The sequence below is a fragment of the Formosa agariphila KMM 3901 genome, from assembly GCF_000723205.1.
Lineage (GTDB): Bacteria > Bacteroidota > Bacteroidia > Flavobacteriales > Flavobacteriaceae > Formosa > Formosa agariphila.
In genome coordinates this window covers 2,232,882-2,245,759 of the sequence record NZ_HG315671.1, presented here as the reverse complement: position 1 = coordinate 2,245,759, position 12,878 = coordinate 2,232,882, and the positions used below count along the sequence as shown (strand labels likewise).

Here is a 12,878-nt window from a genome sequence, read left to right as displayed (position 1 = left end):
GATGAAACGAAGTCTAATCAAATTTAGGTGTAGCGTTTACGAAAAGAAGTTTTTAAACGCAAAAGCAAAACATGCGGGATTGACTTTGAGCGCGTTTTGCAGACGAGCCTTATTAGAAAAAGAGTTAACCCAGCGGATGACAGAAGAACATATTATGATCTATAAAATGTTAGTTACCTACCATAACAACTTTAAAAGGATTGGGAACATGTATCGTGTTGCGAATCCAAAATTAGAAGAAGAAGTGTTGGTTGTGGCTAGAGAAATCCAATCTCATTTAAAAAAAATAACATCATGATAGGTAAAGCTACTGCTATATCGAGTACTAAGGCTGCCATTGGTTATGGCAATGATCATGAAAAGGGAGCGGAAACTGTATACACTCATTTAATTACAGGAGAACATCCAGATGAAATAGCTAAAGAATTTAGAGCCATTCAATCACTTAACGACAATTGTCAACGAAACACTTTTAGTTTTGTTTTGAGTCCAACTATTGAAGATGGAAAAACATTAGACAATAAAGCGCTTGGAAATATAGCCTCTAAATTTCTTGAAGATATGAAATTAGCAGACCGGCAAGCCATTGCCTTTGTGCATCATGATAAGGCGCATAAACATATTCATTTGTATGTTAATCGTATAGATTTAAATGGAAAGGCTTATAACGATAGTTTTATTGGAAAACGTAGTCAAATTGCCGCAGAGCGTGTAGCAAAAGATCTCGGAATGCAAACAGTTAAAGATATTCGCCAGCAACGTCTTCTTCAGTTAAAAAGTATCCGAACAGAAATCAAAACCCTTCATTCCGAAGTCCTTTTAAAGCATAAACCTAAGTCTATAGATTCTTATATGAAATTGATGCAAGAAAAGGGCGTTAATGTGATTCCTTATATTAATAAATCGAATCAGTTACAAGGATTCCGGTTTGAGTTTAAATGTTATAATTTAAAGGCTAGTGAGGTGCATCGTTCGTTATCTGGAGGGCGGATTATTCAAAGTCTGGATGCACAGAACTATATGACAATTATTAATAAAAAAGATAATAGTATTCTAATTCAGGGCGCCAAATTGGCCCTGTCTGGAAATTTATTGCAGAGCCTGACAAAGAAAGTATTAAAACAAGCGATTAAAAAGGTAATTGAAACAGGAATAGGGATATGACAAAATTAGAAATTATATCAGAATTATTGGTTGAAGAATTACAGGAATTCAAGAACCAAGCACAGCGTGTGGAACAGGTTTCAAAGACCTTAAAGGACGTTAGAATTAAAGCGGATAGCACAGAAATTATACTGATTTTACAGGAATTTATCAAAAAACAGGAACACGTTCAAACCTTACAAAAGGAACAACACAATGAGCTTTTTATAAAACTAAAAAATGCCAGGGTTATCCCAAATTGGCTACTAATTCTTGTGACTGTATTTTTTATTTCATTAGCTCTTATTATAGGTTATTTACTAATCGTAGTATTGAAAATAGAAGGGTTTTGAAAAAACGTTGATTAGAATTATCCATTAAATAAGACTGTAAATCTAATGTTGCATCGCATACTTGTATTATTTGATGCAACATTAGCATCGGTTAATTTTGATATGCGACGAATAAAGTTTATTTTCGTTGCAAATACTGCATCGAATGAAAGCATTTATACATCAAAAAGATAATTGGCCAGAATTTTCATGGGAAAGTAATGAATTTATGAGTCTGTTAAGTGAAGCTAGAAATCTTCAAGGTAGACTTATAGGGAAAATGGAAACGTTAGGTTTCGATTTAAGAAATGAGGCTTTGCTTGATACGCTAACTTTAGATGTTATAAAAACTTCAGAGATTGAAGGAGAAATTCTGAATCCAGGCCAAGTGCGTTCTTCAATTGCTCGTCGGTTAGGAATGGAAATCGTAGGATCAATTGAATCCGATAGGCATATTGATGGTGTAGTAGAAATGATGCTCGATGCCACCCAACATTGTTTTGAACCACTAACAAAAGATAGACTATTTGATTGGCATGCGGCTTTATTTCCTACAGGTAGAAGTGGTATGTATAAAATTACCGTTGCAGACTGGAGGCAAAATACCACGGGGCCAATGCAAGTCGTATCTGGAGCTATGGGAAAAGAGAAAATTCATTTTCAAGCACCAAACTCTGATGTGTTGGATGAAGAAATGACACGATTCCTTGATTGGTTTAATACCTCAAAAACTGATTTAGTTCTAAAGGCAGCAATTGCACACCTATGGTTTGTGACTATCCATCCGTTTGATGATGGAAACGGAAGAATAACCAGAGCATTAACAGATATGCTTTTGGCACAATCTGATAAAAGTACCCAGCGATTTTATAGTATGTCTGCACAAATACGATTAGAAAGGAAGCAATATTACGAGATACTCGAAGAAACACAGAAAGGTGATTTGGATATAACACCTTGGATTATCTGGTTTTTAAATTGTTTAATTAACGCTTTAAAAGCTACAGATTCTGTATTGACACGAGTCTTGGCAAAAGCAGAGTTTTGGCAAAAACATTTAAAAACTCCAATTAATGAAAGACAAAGAAAACTATTAAATAGATTAATGGATGGATTTGACGGGAAACTAACATCCTCCAAATGGGCTAAAATAGCGAAATGTTCTAAAGATTCTGCCGTTCGTGATATTAATGATTTAATGGAAAAAGGTATTTTACAAAAAGAAGCTGCAGGGGGAAGAAGCACTAATTATGAACTGATAGGAATGTCTTCTAATAACGATCCGAAATAGCCAACTTCATACTTACTTTGATTATAATTAAAATGAAATACTAATTGTAATTTCGAAAGCTCCCCATGCTGTTTTTACTTTACGTTTATCTAACGGAACACTATAAAAACAGCATCGGATCCACGCGCAGTTAAGTTATGGGAGATTTGGGGTGATCCAAATTTAAAAGAGAGTTATAGATAATAAGCCGTTCAGCCCATTCCCACTTCATTCCGCGAAAAGCTTCATTACGGGAAAAGCGCTTCCTTGAAAAGTCTTGAACACAATATTAAGGCTTCCTACTTCCACTCCACTTGCTCGCTAATTCCCGAGAAAAACGGGAAGCAATCAAATTCCATTCCTACCTACAGCATTTACGTTATGTTCGATTGATTTTCTTCCATATTTATAATTTGAATTACTTAAAGCACCTCGTATGTAATATTACTTTCCATTTTACGGTTAACTGTACTCTTATTTCTATAGAAAGTAATATATTTAGTGATTAAATCAATGATATCACTTTGTTTATTCTTAATATATGAATATTTAGCAATGATGAAAACAGGTATAATACAATCAACTAGTACTTGATGACAAAATTAGATAAATTCAATATCCACTTTGATAGTAGCTTAAAAGATTTTCACCCAGATATTGATTTTAAAATAATTGGAGGTAGAGAAGTTTTAAGTATCGCAAATGATTTTTCCGATGAGAATTGGCAATTTCAAAAATTTATTTGAATAATATTGCACAAACTGGACTTTCAACAAAAATCTGAACAATTAGTTGAATGACTATGCAGCTAGTTCAAGGTTATACATATCTAATTCAAATTCTTTAATATTTTTGTTTCCTAGAAAGGAATGTCTTCTTTTCTTATTGTACCAAGTTTCTATCCACTGAAAGATTGGAATGTCTACTTTAGTTTGTACAGATTTATGTGATAAACTTAAATTTGTAATATGAATAAAAAGAATTACGATTAGGAATTTAAAATAACCATTGTAAAGTTGTTAAATACAGGGGAAATAGTTAAGTATTTGTCTGAAGAATACGGAGTTAGTGAAGCCTCTATAAATAGATGGAAAAAGGATTTAAAAACAAAAGGGACATCCCAGGATAAGACAACTTCTCAAGAGAGGCTTCGCATCAAGGCTTCAGAGAAGGAGTTAAAAGAAATAAGATTAGAGCGAGATATTCTAAAAAGGGGGGGTAAGCATCTTTTCCAAGAACGACAGGTAAAATATGGTTTTATAAAAAATCATACAGGTAAGTACCCTGTTGAAAAGATGTGTTATTGTATGAAGGTAAGTAAAAATGCTTATTACACTTGGTTAAGAAATAAAGATAAAAGTCTAAGCAACAATTTTTTAGAGTCTGTGAGATAAAGTGTAAAGGAAATATATTACGATAGTAATCGTATTTACGGGAGTTTAAGAGTTCAGAAAATGTTAGAAAGACGAGGGGCGTTTTATAGCATATCTTATACAGCTTATTTAATGAAACAAATGGGGTTAAGAAGTATTTTAAATAGAAAATTTAGGGTAGTCACAACAGATTCTAATCACACCTTCCCCATTGCAGAAAACTTGTTAAACAGGGATTTTACCAGCGACTTCCGTAACAACAATATTAGATTAAGCAGATAGAAAAGTTCTGTCTTGGGTTTTAAGTGAAGATATGACCACCGAAAACACTGTTTAGATTGCTTGGATTTTAGCAAGAAAAAAGAGGGAAATCACAGAAAACCATATTATTCATTCAGATAGAGGAAGCCATTATGCTTCACAAAAAATACCAGACTTACTTAGTTTAAGTTGTAAATCCACTCAAAGCATGAGTCGTAAAGGAAATTTTTGGGATAATGCTGTAGCCGAAAGTTTTTTTAAGACTATAAAATACGAAGGTATTTATAGACATAATTTTAAGCTTACCAAATTATTGAAAACTATATAAAATGGTATAATAACGCTAGAATACACTCTGCTTTAGACTTTAAAACTCCAGCGGAGAAGGAATTAGAATTAAAAATTAAAAGCATGTATAATGTCGTATAAAAAATAGTACCAAATTTATTAGGTAGTCCAAAATTATTTGGTTTGATTAATGCTTGCCTTTACAGAAAAATTTAATAAGGCATAAATTTTTGTCAATATTATTTATGATTTTTTGTAGAAATCAGTTGTAAGTGTACATGAATCATGTTGTTAGTAGAAAAAGAGAAACATAATGATGGATTAGAGAACGTGTTTTTTTTGTTGACAAGATATCTTTGTTGAAAATTGATTAGTTATTATGCGGTATTCAATAGAGTTAAAACGAAAGGTAATATTCCTTGCAGTATTCCTTTTATCCATTAGTTTTTGTAATGCACAAGATATTCCAAAGGTTGCTTTTAAAAACCAAAAAGATTATTCGTTTATGTGGTGGGAAAAAACCATTAAAACAGGTAATAAAATTTTTGCGATTAAAACCAATCGTTATCGATTGGAGTTTGATTATCCAAACCTGTCTATTAATGATTTTAGTAATCATAAAGATCTTACATCAGAAAATATAGTTTTAAGAGAAACCAATGCAGAAAGCTTTCCTTCTAAAGAACCTATAACGTTTAGTTTTGGAGTTAAACGCGATGGAGTTATGAATTGGTGCCAAGAAACGAGCGGTACCGATGATGACTGCCAATTAATAGAAACGGGAAAATATTTTCAACGCAGATTTATTACTAATTTACCAGATTTAAAGGGGGTTATTTCTAATAATAGCGGATTGGAAATTTCTTCTTGGCCAGACCGAATTTCTTTTATTTTGAAAACAGTTCCGTCTACCAATTTAAAAAATATAGAACTGCATACGAAACTCACATTTCCTTCTGAATACAATACAATTATAGTGGAAGGCGAGGTGAAAGCATTAAAAAATCCAAAGAACGGTAGTGGTTATATTTTTCTCAAATCAAGCCAATCTAATCGTATAGTTGTTAAAGGAACAACAGTAGAGGTTACGCTTAGTAAACAAGAGTTTTACCAAGGTGTAGAAGAAAACTCAGGAATTATAATCTACCCAGTTTCAGAAGATATTGATAAAAAGATTGTCGAAATTTCAAATCAAGAAAATCAACCTGTAGTAATAATCGCTAATCAAGTTGCTCCAATCGAAAAATCTCTAGATGTAAATTATAATCAAGATAAGGGTTGGCATGAAATTACCCTAAGAAGTGATAAGATTAAAAGTGAGAGTAGCCCAGCAGAACCAGGTGAAGGTAATCCGGGGCCACAGGATAGAAATAATGAAAGAATGGAGCAGGTGCAATTCACCATTACTAATAGTTCTGATGTGGAAAAGGTTGCGCGATTAAGTTTTGCTAAGGGCAGGATTTTTGACAATGGAGCAGATGTATTTGCCATTCCAGGTATTTCAGCAGTACTCCGTGATATGGAGGGCAATCCTATTGGTATTCCCATTCAGTTGTCAAAAAACTGGCATACAGAAGGAAGAACAGGTGTGGATGATGATTATTTTCGAGGTTCATGGTATCATGGATTAACAATGCTTACCGTTCCTGCAAATACAACTTTAAATCTTGAGTATACTAGTGTGAATTCATTGTGGGGTGGAGTTCCTGCAGCTTCACATGCTCAATTATGTTTGGTTGGCTGGGGTCACAATCAGCAGTGGGATGAATCTGCCATTGGTGCATGGGGGGAAACCATTACTTATGAGCCCGATTTAGATCAGACAGGAGCTCCGGTATTAGACTTTAGACCTCTTCTTGTATCAACGCCAAAAGATAAAAAATGGGGTTGGACGGGCAATTTGGGTGGTGCAGACTTTTTCGATTACACTAAATTAGATGGTAATCGTGGTTGGCACAGTAGAATTCGAACACAGTATAAAAGGTATAGTCCAAATTTTACGGAAGTTACTTATGCTGGTACTATGGACGATAATGCTATGGATTTTGAATATCAAGCTTCAATTGGGCGCTCAGACGATATAACAAGAGGTATTTATAAAATTAAGCTCAAAGTGTTAAAAGATGTCACGTTTAAAGATTTTTCAATTATTGAGTTTGCATCGTCAAGATATCATCATGTAAAATCTAAAGATTTGGCATGGGGTAATGAAACAGGCGTGAAAAGACAATGGCAATCAACAGTGGGAGGCGTACCTAGATATACTACCGAAAAGTCTGCTGCAGAGGGGGAGTTTATATGGTTTTCATTTAACGATTCAGAATACACTAGCCCCCAGTTAAAGCGTTTTAGACTTGCAGAACGTGGGTTTGTTGTTCGTGATTGGAAAGCAAAAATAAATGGAGATACCAATGTTTCCCCATGGTTTGCAGAGTATAATACTGCAAGTGGAGATTATGGTGATCAGAGTGCTATAATAAAAATTGTGCCTCCAAAAAATTGTACATCTTTTAAAGCCGGTGATTTTATTGAAGCAACAGTAGAACTTATACTTATTCCATCGGCCTTAGATGATTATTATGGTCCTAACAAAAATTTGAAAAACGCATTGAGGAATAATGCGCTTACTTGGGAATTAATTTATCGCGAGGCTCTTGGTAATGATCTTGCCGTGGATGTAACTAAAGGAGAATTGGTTGATAATTATCCCATAAAGATCAGGACAGAAAATAACAAAGCACAGTTTTCGGTCATAGGAGGGATTGGGTATGTTCCATTGACTTTAACCAATGTAGGGAGTTATAAAAAACCATTTCTTTTTGTAAAGGAAGATAGCAAATGGAAAAAGGTAAATCAGGAAGTTCATGGAAATGACTTTTGGCAAACCGAGTTTAATGCAGAAAATGAAACATGGGATGTTACATTTAATGTGAATCTTGATTCCCCTAACGATATGCGTCAGAAAACAGAATTTAAGTTTGTTGGTATCCCAAATTAGATTTATAACTAAATAAGTCATCATATTTTTAAATCTCATTCTGTTTTTTTAGATTCAAATGGCTGGGGACGCTAATAAAAACTTATAAATTGGAAGTTTTTCTTTATAATTCAACAATATTATCTTTATAGTATCCTTTGGAACTTGTAAAATAGAGAAGGTACTTGAGGAGGGGGTGATTGATAAAAAAGTAATAAAAATAATAAATAATTATTATATTGTTTTTTATTTTGCTGATTTGTAGTGATTTGTGTAAAAATATGTCGTTTTTAAGCAATGATTTGATTGATTTGAGCAATTGGTTTCACTGACTTGTATCTAATATTGCTAATGAAATTAATCAATAGTTAAGCTAAATTGAAGTGTTCAAAATTAAAACTCTAAACCATTCATCTTTTTTGCTTTAACCATTATCCTGTTACAGATAACGGCTAATTTGATTAAACAGTATTTTACTAACAAAATAAACAAACCAATGAAAAAAACTATTTATTTAAGAAAGTGCCCGAAATTTGGGTTATGTTGTTTTCGAAACCAAAACCAATTTATTTTATTATTACTTTTATTACTCAATACTTTATTTAGTTATCAAGTTTATTCCAATGAAATCTATAAAGATATTATTCCTTCACTCCAAGGTATTACTATTCGGGGGAATATTATTGATTCCGAAGGTATCCCAATGATAGGTGTAACTGTTTTGGTGCAGGACACAACTAATGGGACACTTAGTGATTTTGATGGGAATTATGAAATTAATGTAAATACTGGAGATGTTATTTTATTTTCATACGTTGGTAAAATTTCAAAAAGTGTTACAGTAGGAGCCCAAACTACAATCGATATCGTAATGGAAGATGACGCTAGTGAGTTAGACGAAGTTATTATAGTTGGATATGGAACACAGAAAAAATCTGATTTAACAGGATCTATAAGTTCTGTTTCGGGAGAAGAGGTTACAAGTTATGTCTCAGGAGATCCTAGCCAAGCTTTACAAGGTAAAATGGCAGGTGTAAGAGTTCAATCTAATGGAGGTGGGCCTGGTGCTTCAAACGATATCGTGATTAGAGGTGTTTCTAGTTTTGCAGGATCAACCCCTTTATTTGTAATCGATGGCATGTTTTCAGATACTATGGATTTTGTAAATCCATCAGACGTAACTTCTATAGAGGTGTTAAAAGATGCTTCTGCAGCGGCTATATATGGTTCTAGAGCTGCTAATGGAGTTGTGATTATTAGTACAAAAACAGGAAGTACTACAGAGGGAATTAGAGTTGATATTGAATCAAGTGCTGGTTTTCAGTCAATAACCAATGAATTGGATTGGATATCTGGAGTTGAATATGCCAATTTAAGAAATACATTGGCAGAAGTTAATGATACTGAAAAATATCCTGGATTTAATGAAAATTTAGATCCTAGTGTGAATACAATTGTAGATGAACTTGCGATTTCTTCAGCGCCTCTTATGAATACTTCAGCGAGTATTTATGGGAGTAGTAATAATATAAATTTCAATGTTTCAGCAAATTGGTTAGACCAAGATGGGATAGTTATTGGGTCAAGTTTTGATAAGAAAACCATGCGAACAAATATTGGTTTTAATAAAGGAAAGTTTAAAGTGACTGAATCATTTGCAGTAACTAGAACTTTAGAGCGGCCAAATACAATTTGGAATTTAAATAATAATATTTTACCTACCATACCATTTTATAATCCAGATAATGAAGGCGGGTATGGTGGTGCTACATTAGAAGAACATGGTGTAAATGGTAATAACCATGTCGCTAGGTCTATACTTATGGATAAATATATTGAAAGAGATAATTTGATTGGTAGTTTAGCAATGGAGTATGAGATAATTGATGGATTAGTGGCTAAGGTAAATACGGGTTTAACATATAATACAAATCTAGATTACACATTTATACCAACATTCTTTATTTCGGAACAAATTGGAGCTAATCAAGAAGAAGCAGAATTAAGAGAGTATTCAGGAAAAAGTGTTAGTAGTCTAATAGAAGGAACTGTAAATTATGATAAAAGTATTAATAAAAATAGTTTTAGTCTTTTGGGAGGTATAACGCGTCAGAAAACAACTACCGATACTCGAGCTAGTATTGTATCTGGATTTCCTTCAAATGATGTGAATCAAATTAGTGCATCATCAAATGTGATTCGAATAACAGGTGAACAATATGTTAATACCTTAAGTTCTTTGTTCGGAAGACTTAATTATAATTATGATAGTAAATATTTTTTTAGTGCTACAATAAGAAGAGATGGTTCTTCGAGATTTTCTGAGGAAAATAGATATGGAACCTTCCCATCTGTAGCCGTTGGATGGACAATTTCTAAAGAAAACTTTCTAAATGATAGTGATTTTATTAGTAACATGAAATTAAGAGCCAGTTATGGTAAACTAGGGTCACAACAAATAGCCGATTATGCATATATACCAGTTTTAAATATAAATAGTGATGCTGTTTTTGGTACTGGACAAAATAGATTACCAGGTATTTCTCAAACCGTTTTTGCTAACCCAGACCTTGTATGGGAAACAACAAAATCGAGTGATATTGGGCTTGATTTAGGATTTATGAATAATAAGCTAACGTTTACCATGGATTATTATAATAAAGTTTCTGAGAATGTACTTGTATCATTAGAAATTCCACCTACATCAGGAACTTCAGTTCCAGTGGCACAAAATGCTGCATCCATAGAAAATTCAGGATTTGAGTTTTCTGGAACTTATAGAGGTGCCGTGGGAGATTTTACTTTTAATGTTAGCCCAAACATCACATTTTTACATAACGAAGTTTTAGATTTAGGAGACAATATCGCCCCTATTATTGGAGGTCAGTTTATGGTGTCATACTCAACGAGAACAAGTGTAGGTGAGGAGGTTGCAAGTTATTATGGTTATAAAGTTTTAGGTATCTATCAATCACAAGAAGAGATTGATAATGATGGAGCAATGGCTGATGCAAATGCTGAACCAGGTGATTTTAGATATGCTGATACAGATGGAGATGGCATTCTTTCTGCCGAAGATCAAACCGTTTTGGGGAGTTATATTCCGGACTTAGAGTATGGTATTTCTTTAGCGTTTACATTTAAAAATTTTGATATGAATCTTGATTTTAATGGGGTTTCGGGAGTAGAAATTTATAATTATGGAAGAAGAAAAAACTTATTAGATATAGGAAGTAATATGACTACGGAAGCGCTTAATTACTGGAGACCTGACAATACAGATACTGATATTCCTAGAATTGGTGGAAATGCTCAAAATGAACGCGCATCATCCTTTTTAGTAGAAGACGGTGATTATTTCCGATTAAGAAGTATGCAAATTGGGTATTCATTACCTCAAAGTGTTTTGGATAAAATAAAACTAAGAAAAATTAGAATTTATGCTTCAGGACAGAATGTGTTTACTATTACCAAGTATTCTGGTTATTATCCAGAAATAGGGCAAGGTCTAGCAGATGAGGACAGAGTTGTTGCTAACGATAATCCTCTATTTTATGCAGGTGTAGATCAATCAACGTATCCTACTGCAAGAACATTTCTATTAGGAATTCAATTAGGTTTTTAAAAATAAATAAATATAAAATATATTCAAATGAAAAAATATATAGTAATAATATGTTGTTTTATATCCTTTTATGGATGTGATGATGATTTTCTAAATCAAGAAAATCCTAATACACTTACTCCAGATCAATTTTGGAATACTTCTGACGATGCACAAAGTGCAATTGTAGGAACCTATAGTCCTTTATCTACTATTTTCAATCATGGGCGATTATTTTCGGGGTACACCCAATCGCTTTCTGATGCCGTTCATACTACAGCAGATTTTTCTTATAATGCATCTTTATACAATTTAAATCCTGGTGATGGAAACTTTACTGCAGGATGGGGCGAGTACTGGAAAATTGTGTTCAGAGCTAATTTAGTTTTACAAAATGTGCCAAATATTGAAATGGATTCTGATTTAAAAAATAATATACTAGGTGAAGCCTACTTTTTAAGAGCTTATAGCTATTTTGTCTTGGTTAATTATTTTAATAATATACCACTTGTTACAGTGCCAGCTGCATCACTTGCAGAAACACAACAGCCCCAAGTGGAGCCAGCTCTAGTTTGGGCGCAAATTAAAGAAGATCTTAATATGGCTATTCCAATGTTACCGAATTCTTGGGATGATAATAATAAGGGACGAGTTACAGCTGGTGCAGCTACAGCGCTTTTAGGTAAGACGTATTTGTATCAACAAGAATGGTCAGATGCTGCTACACAATTAAAAAGAGTTATAGACGGAGAGTTTGGAACTTATACGCTTACTTCTGATTATTCTGATAATTTTAGATTAAGTGGAGATAATAATTCAGAATCACTATTTGAAATTCAGTTCGATTTAACTGGAGCGTGGACTGCTGGTTGGGGATCGGATGTACCATCTACAGCAAGATATAATTCATTTGGATTCGATATGTCTAATGCTGGTAGTTCAGTTTTAAACACTTGGGTTTTAAATTTATTTTTAAAGGATCGAACAATAAATGGTCAGATAGATCCAAGAGCCTATGAAACTATGGTTTGGAATTATCCTGGAGCTGAACATTTTAATGGGGAATCATTTGCTACTAAATTTGCATCACAACTCGCAGAAGACCCTAATTATGTAAAAGCAGGGAAATATATTAACCCTAACGGAGGAGGAGCTGCTCCGGCATTTAACACCTTTGCTGTAAATAAAAAGATAATTCGATTTGCAGATGTATTACTAATGTATGCAGAGGCAGAGAATGAAAATAATGGACCGACAAGCGATGCTTATGCCGCTGTAAATCAAGTACGAGATAGAGCTAATATGCCAGATTTTACTCTAGGAATGAGTAAAGATGATTTTAGACAAAAAGTTAGAGATGAACGCGTGCTTGAACTTACATTGGAAGATATTAGACAGTTAGATCTATTAAGATGGGGAATGCTTCCGGATAGAATTATAGATAATCCAGAATTTAGAGAAGGAAATAATTCATATAAACCAGGTAGAGAATATTTCCCAATTCCACAATTAGAGTGGAGTACAAACCCGAATATAGTACAAAATCCAGGTTATGAGTAAAATAAAAGGGGGCTCAATGAGCCCCTTTTATTAATTATATTAGTTTAGGTATGAATTGGTTAAAAAAAAT

Annotated in this window: 8 protein-coding genes and 1 pseudogene; all 9 read left to right on the top strand. The window is 33.4% G+C overall.

Annotated features, from left to right (window positions below; all coding sequences use genetic code 11):
- The first annotated feature begins 1 nt into the window (after nt 1).
- The 9 genes and pseudogenes from mbpA (at nt 2) to BN863_RS09645 (ending at nt 12,808) form a co-directional block, all read left to right on the top strand.
- Entirely contained in the window at nt 2-298 is a 297-nt protein-coding gene (gene mbpA, locus BN863_RS09685) for a mobilization protein MbpA (RefSeq protein WP_038529992.1), read from the top strand.
- A complete protein-coding gene (locus tag BN863_RS09680; RefSeq protein ID WP_038529988.1) occupies nt 295-1,164 on the top strand; it encodes a relaxase/mobilization nuclease domain-containing protein in 870 nt (289 codons plus the stop codon). The genes mbpA and BN863_RS09680 overlap by 4 nt, the downstream gene beginning before the upstream one ends.
- Nucleotides 1,161-1,496, top strand: coding sequence for a DUF6730 family protein (locus tag BN863_RS09675; RefSeq protein ID WP_038529985.1), 336 nt, complete (start codon nt 1,161-1,163; stop codon nt 1,494-1,496). Before BN863_RS09680 ends, BN863_RS09675 begins: the two co-directional genes overlap by 4 nt.
- A 145-nt stretch (nt 1,497-1,641) precedes the next feature.
- On the top strand, nt 1,642-2,766 hold the full coding sequence (locus BN863_RS09670) for a Fic family protein (protein WP_038529983.1): 1,125 nt from the start codon (nt 1,642-1,644) through the stop codon (nt 2,764-2,766).
- 572 nt (nt 2,767-3,338) lie between these two features.
- Nucleotides 3,339-3,491 (top strand): hypothetical protein, encoded by a 153-nt coding sequence (locus BN863_RS18470; RefSeq protein WP_158408991.1) that lies wholly within the window; start codon nt 3,339-3,341, stop codon nt 3,489-3,491.
- Nucleotides 3,492-3,746: 255 nt separating this feature from the next.
- Nucleotides 3,747-4,808 (top strand): annotated as a pseudogene (locus tag BN863_RS09660) (integrase core domain-containing protein).
- A 238-nt stretch (nt 4,809-5,046) separates the two neighbouring features.
- Entirely contained in the window at nt 5,047-7,665 is a 2,619-nt protein-coding gene (locus BN863_RS09655) for a hypothetical protein (RefSeq protein ID WP_038529980.1), read from the top strand.
- 475 nt (nt 7,666-8,140) lie between these two features.
- Complete coding sequence (locus BN863_RS09650; RefSeq protein ID WP_051774672.1) at nt 8,141-11,269, top strand: SusC/RagA family TonB-linked outer membrane protein; 3,129 nt, start codon at nt 8,141-8,143, stop codon at nt 11,267-11,269.
- 27 nt (nt 11,270-11,296) lie between these two features.
- On the top strand, nt 11,297-12,808 hold the full coding sequence (locus BN863_RS09645; protein WP_038529977.1) for a RagB/SusD family nutrient uptake outer membrane protein: 1,512 nt from the start codon (nt 11,297-11,299) through the stop codon (nt 12,806-12,808).
- The last annotated feature ends 70 nt before the right edge of the window (nt 12,809-12,878 follow it).